General features: G+C 35.6%; 17 protein-coding genes. 2 read left to right on the forward strand and 15 right to left on the reverse strand.

Annotation, left to right across the window (positions count from 1 at the left end):
• Positions 1 to 2: 2 nt before the first annotated feature.
• The 12 genes from QYZ68_RS00450 to murI form a co-directional block, all read right to left on the reverse strand.
• The gene (locus tag QYZ68_RS00450; protein WP_301383544.1) at positions 3 to 989 is read right to left on the reverse strand and encodes a hypothetical protein; all 987 of its coding nucleotides are present in this window, start codon (positions 987 to 989) and stop codon (positions 3 to 5) included.
• A 45-nt stretch (positions 990 to 1,034) separates the two neighbouring features.
• Positions 1,035 to 1,466 (reverse strand): V-type ATP synthase subunit K, encoded by a 432-nt coding sequence (locus QYZ68_RS00455; protein WP_301383545.1) that lies wholly within the window; start codon positions 1,464 to 1,466, stop codon positions 1,035 to 1,037.
• 10 nt (positions 1,467 to 1,476) lie between these two features.
• On the reverse strand, positions 1,477 to 3,303 hold the full coding sequence (locus QYZ68_RS00460; protein ID WP_301383546.1) for a V-type ATP synthase subunit I: 1,827 nt from the start codon (positions 3,301 to 3,303) through the stop codon (positions 1,477 to 1,479).
• Positions 3,304 to 3,313: 10 nt separating this feature from the next.
• Complete coding sequence (locus QYZ68_RS00465; RefSeq protein ID WP_301383547.1) at positions 3,314 to 3,910, reverse strand: V-type ATP synthase subunit D; 597 nt, start codon at positions 3,908 to 3,910, stop codon at positions 3,314 to 3,316.
• A gap of 1 nt (position 3,911) precedes the next feature.
• Positions 3,912 to 5,213 (reverse strand): V-type ATP synthase subunit B, encoded by a 1,302-nt coding sequence (locus QYZ68_RS00470; RefSeq protein ID WP_301383548.1) that lies wholly within the window; start codon positions 5,211 to 5,213, stop codon positions 3,912 to 3,914.
• 2 nt (positions 5,214 to 5,215) lie between these two features.
• Positions 5,216 to 6,958 (reverse strand): V-type ATP synthase subunit A, encoded by a 1,743-nt coding sequence (locus QYZ68_RS00475; protein WP_301383549.1) that lies wholly within the window; start codon positions 6,956 to 6,958, stop codon positions 5,216 to 5,218.
• A 23-nt stretch (positions 6,959 to 6,981) separates the two neighbouring features.
• Positions 6,982 to 7,518, reverse strand: a complete 537-nt coding sequence (locus tag QYZ68_RS00480; protein ID WP_301383550.1) for a DUF2764 family protein — start codon at positions 7,516 to 7,518, stop codon at positions 6,982 to 6,984.
• An 11-nt stretch (positions 7,519 to 7,529) separates the two neighbouring features.
• A complete protein-coding gene (locus QYZ68_RS00485) occupies positions 7,530 to 8,126 on the reverse strand; it encodes a V-type ATP synthase subunit E (protein WP_301383551.1) in 597 nt (198 codons plus the stop codon).
• 223 nt (positions 8,127 to 8,349) lie between these two features.
• The gene (locus QYZ68_RS00490; RefSeq protein WP_301383552.1) at positions 8,350 to 8,742 is read right to left on the reverse strand and encodes a hypothetical protein; all 393 of its coding nucleotides are present in this window, start codon (positions 8,740 to 8,742) and stop codon (positions 8,350 to 8,352) included.
• Positions 8,743 to 11,082: an endonuclease MutS2 gene (locus tag QYZ68_RS00495; RefSeq protein ID WP_301383553.1), complete on the reverse strand. Its 2,340-nt coding sequence runs from the start codon at positions 11,080 to 11,082 to the stop codon at positions 8,743 to 8,745.
• Positions 11,072 to 11,995: a ribosome small subunit-dependent GTPase A gene (rsgA, locus tag QYZ68_RS00500; protein ID WP_301383554.1), complete on the reverse strand. Its 924-nt coding sequence runs from the start codon at positions 11,993 to 11,995 to the stop codon at positions 11,072 to 11,074. Before rsgA ends, QYZ68_RS00495 begins: the two co-directional genes overlap by 11 nt.
• A complete protein-coding gene (gene murI / locus QYZ68_RS00505) occupies positions 11,992 to 12,753 on the reverse strand; it encodes a glutamate racemase (protein ID WP_301384379.1) in 762 nt (253 codons plus the stop codon). Before murI ends, rsgA begins: the two co-directional genes overlap by 4 nt.
• 149 nt (positions 12,754 to 12,902) lie before the next feature.
• Here murI and asnS point away from each other — a divergent pair, with 149 nt between their 5' ends.
• Together asnS and QYZ68_RS00515 are read left to right on the forward strand one after the other, a co-directional pair.
• Positions 12,903 to 14,288: an asparagine--tRNA ligase gene (asnS, locus tag QYZ68_RS00510; RefSeq protein WP_301383555.1), complete on the forward strand. Its 1,386-nt coding sequence runs from the start codon at positions 12,903 to 12,905 to the stop codon at positions 14,286 to 14,288.
• A 24-nt stretch (positions 14,289 to 14,312) separates the two neighbouring features.
• Entirely contained in the window at positions 14,313 to 14,897 is a 585-nt protein-coding gene (locus QYZ68_RS00515; RefSeq protein WP_301383556.1) for a hypothetical protein, read from the forward strand.
• Here QYZ68_RS00515 and QYZ68_RS00520 read toward each other — a convergent pair.
• The 3 genes from QYZ68_RS00520 to map form a co-directional block, all read right to left on the reverse strand.
• A complete protein-coding gene (locus QYZ68_RS00520) occupies positions 14,890 to 15,486 on the reverse strand; it encodes a phosphoribosyltransferase (RefSeq protein WP_301383557.1) in 597 nt (198 codons plus the stop codon). The two genes, QYZ68_RS00515 and QYZ68_RS00520, sit on opposite strands and share 8 nt — an antisense overlap.
• Positions 15,487 to 15,638: 152 nt before the next feature.
• Positions 15,639 to 17,066 carry a trypsin-like peptidase domain-containing protein gene (locus QYZ68_RS00525; RefSeq protein ID WP_301383558.1) on the reverse strand — a complete coding sequence of 476 codons (1,428 nt, stop codon included), beginning with the start codon at positions 17,064 to 17,066 and terminating at the stop codon, positions 15,639 to 15,641.
• Positions 17,067 to 17,120: 54 nt separating this feature from the next.
• Positions 17,121 to 17,873, reverse strand: a complete 753-nt coding sequence (gene map / locus QYZ68_RS00530) for a type I methionyl aminopeptidase (RefSeq protein WP_301384380.1) — start codon at positions 17,871 to 17,873, stop codon at positions 17,121 to 17,123.

Consider the following 17,873-nt stretch of genomic DNA (forward strand, 5'->3'; position numbering starts at 1 on the left):
AACTACGCACTTTTATCGACTAAAAAAGCTTTGATCTGATCCTTTGATTTTAATACATAAGGCGAAGATTTAGGCGCAAGATCAACAATTAATTTCCAAGTATCTACAGCCCTAAATTTGTTTTTATGATTATCATACATGTAGGTGGCATACGCAACTCTATATATCACTTCCCAAAAATCCACAGATTCAAAGCTAGCTTTAATGTCCTTATACCCATTTATCTTGTAAACAAAAGACCTTAAATTTTTAAACTTATGAAGAGGCTCATGATAACTAACATACTCATCCATCCTAGTCAAGATACCAACAGCAGCAATAAGCCCGTGAGTAATTGCAAGCTCATAAGCACCTATCTTTAGGTACACTTTAGACAATAACTTATGAGTATCAATAACACTATAATTCTTAAATCTGTAAAGATTAAAAGTAAAATCAAGACCAGAAGTCCCTCTTACATTCTTTAAGTAAGAATCTAAATAAAACCCCATGCTAAATTTATCACTCGACACGTTTTCACGTTTACGAGTAACATAATGATACTTATAGTAATCATCATCACTTGAAAACTTATCTAAAACTTCATTTAAGTAATCAATCACGTCTACATAATTATTTTCAAACTCAGCCAGTCTAGCCAAAGAAAAAAGTATATTTTTCTCAAAAGATCGATCCAATAAATAATCTTTATCCTCCAAAGCTTTCTGAAGGTGCAATTTTTCAAGGACAACATTACCAGTCCTGCCATAAACTACTGATAAATAATAATTAGCCTCGGGATATATTCCCTTTCCAAGCAAAGCCTCTTGTAAATAACTAATAGCAACAGTAAGATTAGATTGAATGAATTTCTCCTTAGAGTAAATAAGCTGCCTTGCTCTCTCGAGCAAAATCCAATATGGCAATTCTTTACCCACAGACGCACTTAAATTCAAGATAAAACTGAAACCCAAAAAGGGCAAAAAAAACCTCATCATATTCACAAACATACTAAATCCCCTCATAAATTACGAGGAAACTTAACATTCAACTTCTCAAAATTTAAATATCATCAAGAATACCATTACAAAAAGGGCAACAGACTCGATTAGTCCTAAAACCAAAAGATTGGTCGCAAATCCCTTACCAGTCTCGGCAAACGCATCGCAAGCACCAGCAGCCGCTCTCCCCTGTGCAAAAGCAGAAATAGAAATGGCAAGCCCGCCTCCAAAACCCGCTCCAAATAATAACCAAGGATTTACTTGAGTCATTATCCCCGATAAAGTATTCATCAATATATACCCATATATTATCTGAGTCAAAGGAGCTGAAACAAAAACAATTAACAAAAATGGCGCCGGCTTTCCCTGCACATAACATCTCTTCCACGCTCCAATAGCAGCACTACCTGCAGCTCCCATACCCAAGGCTGACCCTATTGCAGATACTGTTAAAGCCGAATTTACTCCTATTAAACCTATATCCATATGTATCTCCTTATTTATTTTTTATTTTTCTAAAGGGCTTATAAGAACATCCATTCCACTCTTGACCCAAATGGTTTGAAAATTCAAGCATATTAAGTCTTACTCCATGAACAACAACGGATAATAAAGATAAAACTATGTTTAAAACATGTCCAAACAGTATTACAACAACGCCACCTATTATAAGACCAATATTAGATGATTTTAATAAAGATGCCGACATACTATTAAAACTGTCAGAAATTGCAAGTCCGGCAAGCCCAACAGCGAAAAGCCTAATGTAAGATATTATGTCCGCAAACCCTGCTACCGTAGTCAAAAATTGTTCTATGATCCCCCCAAAGCTCCTCAACACACATATAAAAAAGTTTGAACCATCCTGTTTCTGAAAAATAAAAACAAGAGCAACTCCAATATATATCATGTTTAAAACACTACCTCCCATAGGAAATTTATCCTCACCAAGTATCAAATTCAAAACTAGATAATAAAGCCCAGCAATACCAACGAGCCAACCAATTTGAGAGATTGAATGTATATATGGCCTTTCTTTTATTTGTCGGATAAAATTCCATATATGGGCTATCGATATTTGCAAAAGACCTATTGTAAAACATATAAACATAATATTTTGCATACTATTGCCACCTGTTAAATATTCAAGCTGAAAAACCCTCAAAGCAGGAAATAACTCAATAACAAAAGAACCACTCCCAAACCAAGTTCCAGTCATAGATCCATATATAATCGCTGATGTACTCAAATAAAATATTAAAGCATGTATGGGTTTTAACGGCTTCTTCTTTATAAAGTTACGCAAACTCAACACAACCCCTACTGCTAAAAACAGTACACCATAAGCCGCATCACCAACTATCATTCCAAAAAATACAAAGAAAAATAACATGAAAATAAAACTAACATCCCTTTCTTTATATCCAGGAATTGTATCTAAAACATCAAAAATAGGCTTAGCAAGTCTAGCTAGACCCCTCCTTCTCACATAAGTCGGCACAACACCCCCATCTGGATCTGCAAATTGCACAACAAATCTATCCCCAGCCACCCTCTTAAGATCATTTTGTTTATCTTCCGGAATAAATCCTGTAATATAAACAAAATCATGACACTCTACCCTCATGTCAGCCATAACCTGTTCAAACTCAATAATCTGATTATATTCCTCTATTTCATTTCCTAAAACATCCCTATACTTATTTAAAAGTGCTAACTGAGTTAATTTTTGCTCCAAAATTTCATCAACGATCCTTAATTTATTCTCAACCAAGGCAAGGTCAAATTCAAACTTATACTCTTCCGCCGTCTCTATCATTTGCATAGAATCATTAATAGCTACAAAATAAGCTGCACCTTTCACATTACTAATAAGAGCAACCTTAACCTCAGAAGACAACAATAATTTCCTATATTCACCAATCTGAGTCTTAAAAAATTGTACATAAACATTTCTACCCCTCAATTCATTTACCAAATCAAGAGAAAAATATCCCCAAGGGGATATCATATTCTTCTTGTGCAATAACTCCTGTCTCGTATCTTTAAGATCTTTGATCTCAGCACCCAAATTAACTATATTTTTTGCAATATCTAAAAAATTCTCACTCGAAGATTTTAAAGTTTTTATCTCGTAATCATCTTCAAGCAAGGATAAAGCCTGAATAAAAATTCCTCTAGTTTCAACAACCTCTTCTAAAGACTTTGAAACTTTGTTGTAAAGATCAACATGAACGACCCCCACCTCTCTTAAAGTTTCAATAGCCTCTCTCTTATATTTTAACAAAGTCAAAAGTAAAACTTTCTTCATTTTCACAATCATAAACTCATCCCTATCCCCTATCAATCAAGCTAGCTTTGGCCATCTTCCCTCTTACAACAGCCGCTGTTTGCTGATCTCCAAGATACACATTAATCTTCTTTATATTGATTCTAGCAACAGGTATCATAACCTTCTCAAATAGATTTACCCTCTGAGAAGTAGTATTAAGCTCTTTTTCTAACAACCTGACCTGTTCGCTTAAAACCCCAAGCTCCGCTTCTATCTGAACTACACTCTTAATAACTTCTATCCCTCTATCTACCCAATAAGGGGTAGATAAAAGGTCATGTTTAATATCCCAATACTCAACAGAATTAAAAACAGGAATAGAAATGCCTGCAACATTTGCAAGCCCTCTAACTACTCTCTTAACCTGAATCCAATCCTTGAAAGGAAACTCTTCACCAAACAAAGAAACCCAAGAACCAATACTCTCCCTTACTCTATCTTTCTCAAGCTCAAGCTCTCTCTTAATCCCCTCGATCTTTATAATTTCCAAATGAAGTTGTTGTTTCTTAAGCTGCAACGTAGGCAAGTATCTATTAAACATCTTAAGACTATCTTTCTGCTTCTTAAGTTCATTCTTGGTTAACTTAACTTTAGCCATCCTAAGCCTCTTTTTTGGGCCAATACTTCTCTACAAGCTCTGTCTTAATTCCAGTCTCCCTCGGCTCAAAACAACTAGAGAGTATCTCCCACCCTAAATCTAAGGCCTCTTCTAAAGGAATATTAACAGACAAATCCATCAATTTGCCCTCAAACATACCACTATACTTAAGTAGCTTTTCATCCCACTCTGTCATATTAAATCCCATAGCCTTTTTTTCCATAGATTCCCTTGAAGATGCATAAAGCTTAATCATTGAATCCATAATTACCCTGTGATCATCCCTCGTCTTACCATTAACCATCTGCTTAAGCCTTGAAAGAGATCCAAAAGGCTCAATCCTGCCTCCCCTTAAATAATACTGCCCCTCGGTAATATACCCTGTATTATCAGGCACTGGATGAGTAACATCATCCCCAGGCATAGTAGTAACCGCAAGTACAGTAATAGACCCAGCCCCCTCAAAATCAATAGCCTTCTCGTACCGAGATGCAAGCTGTGAATACAAATCACCGGGATAACCCCTATTAGAAGGAACCTGCTCCATAGTAATAGCAATTTCTTTCATGGCATCAGCAAAATTAGTCATATCAGTCAACAATACCAAAACCTTTTTCCCTTGAAGGGCAAACTTCTCAGCAACAGCAAGAGAAATATCAGGAACAGTTAAAGACTCAACAACAGAATCATTAGCCATATGAACAAAAAATATGGTTCTGCCCAACGCTCCTCCCTTCTCAAGAGAATCTTTGAAAGTTAAATAATCATCATTCTTAAGCCCCATCCCCCCTAGAACAATCAAATCAACTTCAGCCTGAAGAGCTATCCTTAAAAGCAGTTCATTATAAGGCTCCCCAGATACAGAAAATATCGGCAACTTTTGCGATTCAACAAGGGTATTAAATACATCTATCATCGGAAGTCCCGTCCGTATCATATTCCTAGGAATAATCCGCTTAGCCGGATTAGCAGAGGGCCCTCCAATTTCAATCAAATTATCCTCAAGACTAGGCCCTCCGTCCTTTGGATTTCCAGCTCCATCAAAAACTCTGCCAAGCAAATTCTCAGAAAATGCAACCCGCATCGGATGCCCTAAAAACTTAATTTGATCTGCAGTCGAGACACCCCTTGTTCCATTGTAGACCTGAAGAGAAACCTTATCCCTATCCAATTTAATAACCTCAGCTAAAGAACTCATATCCTTCGTCTTTACAATAGCAAGTTCCCCATACTTGACATCGCACGCCGTAACAGTTATCACATTCCCTACAATAGACTCTATCTTACTGTATACCCTTTTCATCTTTAACTAACACCTCTAAAATTTAATTTCCTAGAATCGATTAAACCCGTTAAAGCAGATTCCAATCTATTAAACCTTTCTTCTTTAAAGGGTATGAGGTTCATATCTAAAATATTTTGCCTTAACTCATTAACAAAATTTCTAGCCTCTAGCTTATTCTCAAATTTAAAATCCGACTTTAAAACATTGTAAATTATATTAAACATATAATTCTGTCGCTCCGGACTCACCGCCGCATCAACACTATCAAAAGAATTTTGCTGTAAATAGCATGCATCCAAAAGCTCCGACTTCAAATAAACCAAAAAGTCAGCATTACTTATCCCTTCCTCACCAACAACCTTCATCATTTGATTCACCTCATTACCCTTAACCAAAAATGATCTTGCATATTCTGTCTTCTCCGCCTCGACAACCCCCCCATATTTACTCCAAGATTCAAGAGGACTAATAGCTGGAAACTTCCTAGCATCCGACCTCTCTCTTGTAAGACCATGAAATGCCCCCACAACCTTTAAAGTCGCCTGAGTCACCGGCTCTTCAAAATTACCCCCAGCAGGACTTACAGAACCACCCACAGTCACAGAACCAACACCACCATCTCTTAAAACAACAATACCTGCTCTCTCATAAAAAGATGCAATAACAGATTCAAGATAAGCGGGAAACGCCTCCTCCCCCGGAATTTCCTCAAGACGTCCTGACATCTCTCTCATAGCCTGAGCCCACCTCGAAGTTGAGTCTGCCAATAAAAGAACATCAAGCCCCATCTGTCTGTAATATTCACCGATAGTAATAGCCGTATAAACCGAGGCCTCCCGCGCAGCAACTGGCATAGAGGACGTATTGCAAATAATACATGTTCTCTCCATCAATGACTTACCTGTCCTCGGATCTGTTAGCTCAGGAAACTCCTTAAGAGTCTCCACCACCTCCCCTGCTCTTTCTCCACAAGCAGCAATAATTACAATATCAACATCAGCATTACGACTCGTAACCTGCTGAAGGACTGTCTTACCAGCACCAAAAGGCCCAGGAATACAAAACGTCCCACCCTTTGCAACTGGGAAAAACGTATCTATTATCCTTGTTTGAGTCACCATGGGTTCACTAGGAATGATCCTCTCCCTATAATTCGTAATAGGAATCTTAACGGGCCAATGAAATGACATAGTCACAACATGCCTATCTCCAGCATCATTCTCAATAACCGCTATTTTGTCGTCTATAGTATAATTGCCCTCTTCAACAATTTCCACAAGAATATAAGAGTCTCTTCTATCAAACGGAACCATTATCTGATGGTTAATAGTACCCTCAACAACAAACCCAAGATAATCACCCGCAGTAACAACGTCCCCCACGCTAGCAGTTGCCTTAAAATTCCATTTCCTTTTCTTATCAAGAGCTCTTAAATACAAACCCCTTTCTAGAAAAAATCCACATTGAGCCGCAAGCTCCGGCAAAGGATTCTGAAGCCCATCATACACCTGGGTTAAAAGCCCAGGTCCAAGCTCAACTGTTAAGAGCTTATTTGTAAACTCAATATCATCCCCAACAGAAATTCCCCTAGTCATCTCAAACACCTGAGCATCAATTTCCCCGTCCCTAACACGAATTACCTCAGCTTTCAAACTCTTCCCGGCACTCTTAACAAAAATAACCTCATTCATGGCAACAGTACCAACAACCTCAATAGTAACCAAATTCCCAATTACCCCTACTACTTTTCCTCTAGTTTCCATCAAAATTCCTCTTCTAAAACTTCTTATTCATAATCAATTCTTAATTGTTGACAAATATCTGCAAAATTTCTCTCGCCTATCTCATCCACAAACAGGTTCCTTCTTGAGACTAACATTAATTTCAAAAAGTAGATCACCAACCTTTCAAAGTTAAATTCATTCCCCACTTCAAGATCTGTCAAAAATTGCCACTTCAACATATCAAGCCCTAATTCCACCTCAAAAGGAGTTTCCTTAAGACAAATAACTTTTAAAAGTCCTAAGAAATAACCTGAAAAATAAGAAGACTCCAAATAAACATCCCTTGGCAGCCCCAACTTTTCGGCTCTAATACAGGCTAATGCACATTTCATTTTTTCCTCAAAATCAAGAAAACAATCAACAACTCCCAAGCTTCCTCTGGCAGGACCAAACTCTGACAAATTTTTCAAAAAGACAAAATCTTGTCGACCCAAAGCGTTTTCAACATTTTTGAAAAAATCTGACACACCCCACACATTACCACTCTTTATATCAAGATAAGGCAACGACGACAGAACATAGTAATACGGACTTAGCATACCACCTCTCTCTAAACCACCTTAATTAATTCCTTAAACCTTGGATTTAAATACTCAAAAAGGATGTCAGAAATAGTCTCCGAAGTGAAATCATAATGCAGACTACCATCTCTTTCCTGGACTTTAAATCCTTTGTTTATCCCTTTGAAGGGCTTAACTTCAACATCTCCCTTAAGCTTCTCTCCCACCTCTGCCCTCAGAAGAGCCAATAAATCAGAAAGATCAGACTCGTTAAGCATAACATCTATCCTATCTCCTCTACTCCACCCATCTACAACCTTAACAATAAGCTTGCTTATAAAGTTATTATCATAACTCCTAGAAACAGAATCCTTTAACGCGTTTTCAAACAAAGACTTAATGCCTTTCTCAGTACCAATAATCAAATCCCTAACCGCCTGGCGCGATGCCTCAAGAGCATGCCTCCTATAATCGCTAATTTCTCTCTCCACCCTTATTTTTAACTCCCTAGCGTCATTCTCGGCCTTCAAAACAATAGCCTCAGCTTCCCTCTTAGCATTATCAACGACCTCACTAGCCAACCTATCAGCTTCCTCAAGCCCATCCTTCTTAATCCTACTTATCAAATCCTTAACTTCAAATTGCATGAAAACCCCTTAGGCAAAGATAAAATAATTGAAAACATTCAATAAACAAAAAAACAGAGAAATTATTACTAACAAATTTCAACTCTAAAATAGTAATACTAATACTTAAAATATTCAAGCTCATCTCACGTATATCAAGTATAAACCAAAATTAAATTTTTAAAATAAATGTAATTTTAATTATTTGATTCCTTTTAAACTCAACAGTTAATAAATTCAAAGATTAATTACTAAAAAAGTCTCCAACAATTTTGTACACATTAATATCATACACTATGCAAAGTTTTTTACCTGGAAATTTTTCCCTTAATTTCTCCTCAAAAATTTTAATACCTCTCTCCGTAGCTCTTTTACTAAATTCAACATCAACTACATCAAGAGTTATTATTTCAATAATAACCAAATATCCTCTTCCAAAATTAGAACCATATCCAGGAGTAAAAGATGTAGTCACACGAAAAAGCCCATCCAAAATACCGTTGGCCGCTTTACCCCTAGGAGGTCTGTTTGGATGTACCTCATAAGCACTACCAAATTCATCCTCAAGGACAGAATCAACATCAAGACATATATTGAACAATACATTTTCAAGTTCTTCGAACCTCGCTATGCCCATTTAAATCTCTACTATTGTCTTCCCAGCCCCTCCATCACTAGGATGAGAAAAATAATACTTTTTAACGAACTTTAAGCTCTTCAAAAACTCATGAACACCGGCCATAAGAAGACCCTCCCCTTTGCCATGAATGATTTCAAATTTACCAACATTGCTTATTAGCATAGTATCTATTTTCTTACTCAAAAAATCTATGGCCTCAACTACCCTCATTCCTCTAATATCAAAAGTAAACCCCAACAACTCATTATCTTCGTACTTTAAAGAAAAGCTGAAGTCTCTCTTTGAAGTATTACCAACTTCCTTTTCAGCTAATACCCTATCTAAATTAGAAGACAAAACTGTAATATTAAAAACACCAGTATTTACAATAAATCCCTTTTTGGTAACGCCCACTATTTCTCCTAAAATACTTGAATTAGATACCCTAACTTTATCGCCCACTCTAAATTCAGCATCACTAGCAACCTCATTAGCTAGAAGTTCAACCTTGGACGTCTTTTCCGCTATCCTGTCTGTAACATTGCAAATAAACTCTTTATTCTTGCTCAAATCGACCTTTCCTTCTTTTATCTCTCTAACCAAATTTTCTAAAGTTCTCCTTGAATAATTTAAAAATTCTTTTTGCTCATTTAAAAGCGTTTCTTCCATATCCTTCTCTTTAAGAATAATATTCTCCTGTAGGCCACTGAGTTCAATCTCTTTAAGTTCAATAAGTTTAAGCTTCCCTTTCAATTTTTCTTCAAGCGAATATATTTCTCTCTCCTTATTCGTAAGTCTTTCAATTATTTCATTTACCTCCGTCTTCTTAGATGAATAAATCTCTTGGGCTCTGAGTATAATATCAGGATGAATAGAAGAATTGCTTGCTACACTGAAGGCAAAACTTTCCCCTGGAAGGGAAAATATCAAATTATAATCGGGCTCCATTCTTTCTAAATTCATCTGCATAGATGCATTAATAACGCCTTCGTGCGTATATGCGAAATACTTAAGAGAATTGTAATGAGTTGATATAATTACATAACAGCTAATGTTAATTAAATACTCAAGGATAGCTATTGCCAATGCTTGTCCTTGCTCAGTATCCGTCCCAGAACAAAATTCATCAAATACCGCAAGACTATCTACCGTTGCTTGTATTAAAATACAAGAAATGTTCCTCATGTGACTTGAAAACGTTGAAAGCGAATTTTCAATTGATTGTTCATCTCCAATATCGATGAAAATATTATCAAAAATCTTAAAAGTACTATTCTCATCAACCGGAACAGGTATTCCAAACTGGAACATAGCACTCAACAGAGCAACAGTCTTCAAAGTCGCAGTCTTTCCACCAGCATTAGGGCCCGTAATAACTACAACTTTATTCTCTAGTGGACAAAAATTTATTTCCTTTGCATTCTTTATTAGAGGATGGCGTGCGTTTAGGATGTTAAGCCTAGAACCAATATTGGGAAATATTCCTCGAGTCTTCATGCCATAAATTGCCCTAGCCTTAAGAGAATCGTAGTATAAAAATTTATTATAAAGCTCTTTTAAAAGAACAACTTGTTTTCGAATTTCATCTGAAAGCGTATGCAGTATTCTTAAAGTTATGCGAGTCTTTTCTAACCTTAAAAAAGCCAAGCGACCGTTTTCACTTACTACCTCACTTGGTTCAATATAAAATGTCTCACCGGAAGATGAAATAGATATCACATTTCCCTTAATTTTATTTTTAAAACTAGCTCTAAGTGCAACAGTGTATCTATCTGATTTATAATAAACAAGGGTTGATGTTAAATATTCCGAATTTAAAGCTATTATTCTTTTTACCTGTTTTTCGATTCTTTTGTCCAAATTTTTAAGCTCAAAATCAATCTCATCATAATCTTTAGCAACGCCTCTCCTTATCTTAAGCTCATCAGTATCAATATACCCAGACAAAACCTCCAGCAAACGCCTAAGACTTGAATCTAGAAACAACAAAGCTTTCAAACTTTCATTTTCATTCTTGGCTTTAAATTCATTCTTATCAAGGAAAAAATTTATTCTTAAAACTTCTTGAAGAAAAAAAATAATATTACTAATTTCTTCAATAGACACCCTCGAATTTTCCTTAAAAAGCAAACTAATAGAATCGCCTATACTCTTTAAATAAGAATTTGGATATTCATCATAAGTTTCAACGAGATTCTTAATTACTTTAACAAGAAAACATACTTTATTAAGCTCTTCTTCATTTTTCAGTATTTTCTGGCTGTTTAAAAGATTAATAGTATCTGTAATGCTAACATAAGAAGAAACTGAGGATAATATTTGATAAAAATTGATTTTTTCTAAATATTTATCTTGCATAGCTTTTATATCTCCTAAGCTCCTCTAAAATTTTTGAGTAACTTTTATATCTAGCTTCTGAAACTTTAAATCCAATTTGACCTGCTACAAAGCAATTTGGCTCATTTATATGCAAACAAGAATTAAACCTACACAAATTATTCAAATCCCTAAACTCTCTGAAACAATGTTTGAGTTTTAAGTAGTCTAGTGTCTCAATCCCAAACTCTTTAATACCTGGAGTATCCATTACTATCCCATCATCTGAATGAAAAGCCACAGCATAGACCGTAGTGTGTCTTCCCCTAGCATATTTATAAGATATTTCATTTATAGCCTGTGCCGCATCTAAACTAACTAAATTTATAAGTGAAGATTTTCCCACACCAGATTGTCCAATAAAAGAAGCTTTGGAGCTTTTAACAATTGATTTTAATTCTTCAATACCCTGTAAAGTAATAGCAGAAGTTTGAACAACCCTATATCCTAAATCTTCATAAACTTTAATCAAAGTTTGAACCCTACTACTTACACCCTCATCCACTTTATTTATCAAAATAATCGGAGTAATTTCTTGCTCTTCAGCAACTATTAATACCCTATCAATAAATGAATTCTTGATCTCAGGGAGGCTAGCAGAATTAACAATCAAAATACTATCAATATTTGAGACAATAATTTGCCTGATATCAGCTTTTCTGTTGTAACGCCAAAAAATGTTCTTACGTTCTAATCTCTCCTTGATATACACCTTGCATTCATCATAAACATCTCCTACCACGAAATCTCCAGGCACTAAAGGACTATATTCTTTATTTTGAACATCCAAGATCTTGCCCTTAATAACCCCTTCATAAATTAAATTGGTGTTAACATCGATAATAGAATAAATATTGTTTACACCCCAAAGAACTTCAAATTTAAGGTCATTCAATCAATTATCCCCTTAAATTTAAGCCCATATTTCTCACAAAAATTTTTATAAAAGCACAAATTTTCATCTTTTGTTAAGTAAAATGAGTTTATAAAATCCCCACCATCGCTAACCTTAGGAGCAGTCCTAGCAAGCTCATCTGTTACAAATGCACGATTTTCGTAGACAGGAATTCCTAAAAAATTTTCAATCATATCTTTAATATGTAGATAATGAGTACAGCCTAAAAAAATCACATCTCGTTTGCTAGCTTTAACCTCTAGTTTTAATGATTCTAGACACCTAAACGCATCCTCTTTAAACCTATCCCCATACTCTACAAAATTTATAAGCTCTCCAGCAGACTTTAAAACTAAATCGCCGTGCAATCTCTTTTCGTTCCTTACAAAAGCGCTATTAACAGTAGTGTCTGTTGCTATTAATAGCACCTTTCTAGATGCTAGGCTCTCTATTAAACTAATTGAGGGCAAGGTGTATATTATAGGAAAAGCAAAACTTAACTTACCGTATGTGCTAACAGACGCTGTGTTGCAAGCAAAAACCAATGAGGAAATGTTACAAATTTTTTCCAATTTTAAAATTGATTCTAGAATCTCTTTTAAAAGGAACTCTATGGTTTTCTCGCCATAGGGAAAGTTTTTATTATCTACAACATACAGATAGTTTCTTCTGCCAAGCCGCTTTCTTATATATTCAAAATAGGAAAGGCCACCGATCCCTGAATCAAAAATCACTAGCATATCTTTTAAATTGCTCATAGTCTTGTTCAAATCCTAGTATGGATTATTAATTTTGTTCGCTTTCAATAATATCAACAAATACTTAAACCACCATACGCTACCACATTCTAAAACTATTATATGTTTAAGATATAATAATTATAAATTAAGTTATATTGAGAGGAGCTATGTACAAAAGTATAAAAGACATTCTGAATAACCCCATAGTAGAAAGTAAAGTTACAGTAAGAGGGTGGGTTAGAACAAGGCGCAGTAGTGGTAAAATTTCATTTGTCGAAATCAACGATGGTTCAAATATTAGGGGAATTCAAGCTGTAATTGATGAAGAAAATTCTAACTTTCAGGAAACAGAGCTTAAAAAACTTACGACAGGAGCCAGCATATCCTTAACAGGAATTTTAATTTTAAGTCCTGCAAAGGGTCAAACACACGAAATTAAAACTATAAATTTCAATATAATCGGAGAAGCAGACCAGGAAACATATCCTTTACAAAAAAAAAGGCACTCCTTTGAATTCTTAAGAGAAATTTCTCATTTAAGAATACGTACCAACACATTTGGAGCTGTTGCCAGGGTTAGGAATCAAGTTTCTTATAAAATCCATGAATACTTTCAAAAAAATGGATTTTTATATGTAAATACTCCAATAATCACATCGAATGATGGAGAAGGATGCGGTGAAATATTTCGTGTATCCACTCTAGATCTTAACAACATTTCGAAAGGCAAAAAAATTGACTTTAAAGAAGATTTTTTCGGGAAAGAAGTATTCCTTGCTGTGACTGGACAGCTACATGGAGAAGCTTATGCGATGGCATTGTCAAGAATATATACTTTTGGCCCAACATTTAGAGCAGAAAATTCTAACACAACACGACATGCTTCAGAGTTCTGGATGATTGAACCCGAGGTGGCATTTTTTTCCCTTGAAGACAATATTAAATTGGCAGAAGATTTTCTTAAGTATATCCTAAAAGGAGTGTTAAATAGTTGTAGCCAAGACATGGAATTTTTTGAAGACTTTATTGAAAAGGGACTAATCAACAAAATTGAAAATGTCATAAACTCAAACTTTGAGGTTATCACTTATACTCAGGCCATTAAAAAACTTGAAAGTACAAATAAAGTATTTGAAACAACACCTCGTTGGGGAATAGACTTGCAAACAGAACATGAAAGATATCTAACAGAAGAGATCTTTAAAAAACCTATAGTGGTTATTGATTATCCCAAAGAATTTAAAGCATTTTATATGAAAATGAATGAAGACAACAAAACTGTTAAAGGAATGGATATTTTGGTTCCACGCATCGGGGAAATTATTGGAGGCAGCGAAAGAGAAGATAATCTAGACAAGTTGAATAAACGAATAAAAGAGCTAGACTTGGAAGTTGAGACTCTTAATTGGTACCTAGATTTGAGGAGATTCGGTTCAACTCCCCACTCTGGGTTTGGGCTGGGCCTTGAGAGGTTGGTTCAATATGTGACGGGGATGGCCAATATTCGAGATGTGATACCGTTTCCAAGGACCCCTAAAAACATTTGTTTCTAATGAAGGGTTTGGGAGTGAGTAAAATTGAAATTTCTGTATGCAGCAGCATTTTTACTGTCTTCTCTTTTGATACTTCCTTCAGGGAGAGCAGAAGACATTCTGAAACTGTCCTCGGATGTAGAGAGGGAACTTTCGGGTAGAGGGACGGGGAAAAATAAAAGCGGTGTCATCATTAATCAATCAACTAGGATCAAGTATCCACAGTCACGTGGAGTTTACGGACATGGACATAGCTTTGAGTCAAAAAATGGCTCTAGGAAATTAGATAGGAATCCATCCTATATCAAAAACGAGAACTCGGGTATTAATGAAACCGGCAACATAGAAATAAGGCAGTCAGATAAAATACAGTACCCACGGGACACTACGAATATAGGGAAGGAAAAATCAGAAAGGAATACATGGTATAACATCAAAATTTATCCAAATTATACTAATGATAAGTTCGAAAGAATAAAAGCGATAAACGCGATTAACAGAGAAATGAAAACACAAGTAAATAAAAATTTTGCTTTAATTGGCCCCATATCAGAGGGCAATCTGGGAATGATAACGAAAACACTAGTTACAAAAGGATACAGTGAGTTAGAATACATAAAGATCAAGTAAGCTTAGTCTTTTTCGATAAAAATTTTAATATTCTACTCAATTCGCCATCTACATTCTCGAAATTTAGCTTGTGTTCCTCTTCTGTTAGTCCCGCAAGCTCGTGATTGCGGTAATGGATCCAAGTGTTTACTTCTGTGCTTGAATATTTATTAACGTAGTAATCCGGCCCATGTTTTACACCTCCCCGTTCTTTGTAATCATAAACAGCGATTTTAATGTTTTGACTATCTATTCCTCTATTTAGAACCTCTTCCCGCAAATGGATGATTGTACGTCCAGTATCAAAAACATCATCAACGAACAACACATTATCCCCTGTTCTTAAATATTTGGGATCATAAGTCCACCCATCTATCATTATCTTTTTTTGATCATTACAAACATCATAAGACCTTGCTACAACAGCAGCGTAAAGAAGTGGTTTTTCAATCTTAATAAATTTAAAGAACTCACTAATAATATTACCAAGATAAGCCCCGCCCCTCAAAGAGACATAGATAATATCAGGAATAAATCCATCTTTATACATCTTATAAGCAAGCTTAAACCCGTTTACTCTTATTTCTTCATAAGAAATGAACTTTTTCATCAACACGGCTCCTAAAATAACCCATTATCATACCAAGCTTCATATGCTACACATATACCAAATAACAACACCTAAACAGTATGGTATTTACATAAAATCCAAATTGACGTAAATAAACAATTCTTTACGTCAATTCTTGAAATAAAGTCTATTTAAAAAGATACCTTTATCGTTTGGCCACCCCTTAATACACTGTATGTATTCTTTCCAAGCTCAATAGCATCGTAAAAATCCCTTAAGCTCTTAATATTTTTTGAATTAACGGCCGTAATCACATCTCCTGTTGAAACTTTAGCACTCTTCTCTATACTCTTATCAATACTGTCAACAACAACTCCATTGATCCAATTTCTTAACCCAAGTTGTGCCTTAGCTTCACTAGTTAAAGGATAAACAACAAACCCTGGAATCAACTTACCATTTGTTAAAATTTCTTTGTCATCGGGTCTCACGGCCAGCACAATATCTATTTTTTTCTTCTCTCCCTTTCTTAAAACCTCAATTTCAACCTTCTCTCCCGCATAAAAATCGCTAAGATAATGAATAACATCTCTAGAAATATTCATTGCTACCCCATTTACCTTAAGCACTATATCGCCAGGTTTAAGCCCCGATTTTATGGCAGGTGAACCTACATAAACGTTTACAATAATTGCAGATGAAACAGACTCATCATCATAACCTAAGCTTTCAAGAACCGCCATGTCCTTGTCTTTATAATTATAAAAAGAAACACCAAGCCAAGCTGATTCAATATTTTTCCCAACCATAAAGGCATCCACAATATTTTTAGCGTTATTAATAGGAACGGCAAATCCAAGACCAACATTACCACCAGAAGGGGAAGATATCCATGTATTAATCCCAATAACTTCGCCTCTAATATTTACAAGAGGTCCTCCAGAATTTCCACGATTAATGGCTGCATCTGTCTGAATAAATAGATTTCTAGCCTTTAAATTAGGATTTGCTGAACGATGGAGCCCGCTAACAATACCTGCAGTCACCGTAAAACTAAATTGATGGGGACTTCCAACAGCTATGACCCAATCCCCTACTTCAAGCCCATCACTATCACCAAGTTCAGCTATTTTAATTTCAGCATCATCGGCCTCAAAGCTAATAAGTGCAAGATCTTTCTTATCATCTTTACCTACCAGTTTTGATTTATAAGTTTTATTACTATAAGTTCCAATCTCAAACTCAATAGCCTTATCTACAACATGACTATTGGTAAGAACATAAAATAAATTTGACTTCTTAGAATCCTTCCCAATGATTATACCAGAACCAGCCCATTTAGCCTTCCTTTCAACATTAAACCCCGGCATATCGAAAAAGAAAAAATGAAAAGGATCCCTTTCTTTAATCACTCCAGTAGCATAAACTTCTACGGTAGACGGCAAAATCTTTCTAGACGCCTTTCTAAAAGAATCTTGAAAAGACTGTAAAGCATCTCCCTTCTCTTGTGCAAAAACAATAGTATTCCTATCGGGTTTTAAATAATGTATTCCAATAAAAAATCCAATACCTAAGGCTAAGAAACTAACAAAAAATACAGAAAAAAAATTTTTCTTCACTTTAAACACCTCCATAATATTCAACCAAATCTTTTAAATAACTTTTAACACTAATTAAACTTCACTTAAAATTAGAGGAAATCCATCTACAACGGCAACAGTATGCTCAAAATGAGCAGAACAACTTAAATCAGATGAAAAAACAGTCCAACCATCTTCCCTAACAGAAACCTCATGACCCCCTAAATTCACCATTGGCTCAATTGCCAATACCATTCCCTCCCGAACTCGAGTATTCTTAAAAAAAGGAACATAATAATTAGGAACACTAGGCTCCTCATGCAAAGCAAAACCAACTCCATGCCCCGTGTAATCTCTAACTATGCCAAAACCAAATGGTTTAATATGATTCTCTATGGCTCTTGAAATATCTAAAATTCGATTACCAACCCTCATCTCGGAAATCCCTCTATAGAGAGCCTCTTCTGTTACTTCTAATAACTTACTAATCTCAGGCCTTACCTGCCCCACCTTGAATGTCTTAGCCATGTCGCTATAAAACCCATCCAAAATAACCCCACAATCAATACTAACAACATCGCCTTCCCTAAGCTTCCTCGCTCCTGGCACTCCATGAATGACCTCTTCATTTACAGAAGCACAAATAACTCCCTTAAAACCATTATACCCTTTAAAAGCAGGCTTAGCTCCCTTGCTATTAATAAAATCACCAGCAATAAAATCAAGATCCTTAGTACTCACCCCAGGTGCAATACCCCGCTCAATCTCTAAAAGAGTTTGTGCTAAAAGACTTGCCGATGCCTTTACTTTTTCAATATCCTCTCTACACTTTAACCTTACCCCCAA

Origin of the sequence: Borrelia sp. P9F1 (assembly GCF_030436115.1) — a bacterium.
Classification (GTDB): Bacteria; Spirochaetota; Spirochaetia; order Borreliales; family Borreliaceae; genus Borrelia.

What these genes read in the sequence shown, in the direction of transcription:
- asnS (WP_301383555.1), top strand. Translation starts at nt 12,903, where the DNA reads ATGTACAAAAGTATAAAAGACATTCTGAATAACCCCATAGTAGAAAGT.
- QYZ68_RS00460 (WP_301383546.1), bottom strand. Translation starts at nt 3,303, where the DNA reads ATGATTGTGAAAATGAAGAAAGTTTTACTTTTGACTTTGTTAAAATAT.
- QYZ68_RS00520 (WP_301383557.1), bottom strand. Translation starts at nt 15,486, where the DNA reads ATGAAAAAGTTCATTTCTTATGAAGAAATAAGAGTAAACGGGTTTAAG.
- QYZ68_RS00450 (WP_301383544.1), bottom strand. Translation starts at nt 989, where the DNA reads ATGTTTGTGAATATGATGAGGTTTTTTTTGCCCTTTTTGGGTTTCAGT.
- murI (WP_301384379.1), bottom strand. Translation starts at nt 12,753, where the DNA reads ATGAGCAATTTAAAAGATATGCTAGTGATTTTTGATTCAGGGATCGGT.
- QYZ68_RS00470 (WP_301383548.1), bottom strand. Translation starts at nt 5,213, where the DNA reads ATGAAAAGGGTATACAGTAAGATAGAGTCTATTGTAGGGAATGTGATA.
- QYZ68_RS00465 (WP_301383547.1), bottom strand. Translation starts at nt 3,910, where the DNA reads ATGGCTAAAGTTAAGTTAACCAAGAATGAACTTAAGAAGCAGAAAGAT.
- QYZ68_RS00455 (WP_301383545.1), bottom strand. Translation starts at nt 1,466, where the DNA reads ATGGATATAGGTTTAATAGGAGTAAATTCGGCTTTAACAGTATCTGCA.
- QYZ68_RS00480 (WP_301383550.1), bottom strand. Translation starts at nt 7,518, where the DNA reads ATGCTAAGTCCGTATTACTATGTTCTGTCGTCGTTGCCTTATCTTGAT.
- QYZ68_RS00475 (WP_301383549.1), bottom strand. Translation starts at nt 6,958, where the DNA reads ATGGAAACTAGAGGAAAAGTAGTAGGGGTAATTGGGAATTTGGTTACT.
- QYZ68_RS00490 (WP_301383552.1), bottom strand. Translation starts at nt 8,742, where the DNA reads ATGGGCATAGCGAGGTTCGAAGAACTTGAAAATGTATTGTTCAATATA.
- QYZ68_RS00495 (WP_301383553.1), bottom strand. Translation starts at nt 11,082, where the DNA reads ATGCAAGATAAATATTTAGAAAAAATCAATTTTTATCAAATATTATCC.
- QYZ68_RS00485 (WP_301383551.1), bottom strand. Translation starts at nt 8,126, where the DNA reads ATGCAATTTGAAGTTAAGGATTTGATAAGTAGGATTAAGAAGGATGGG.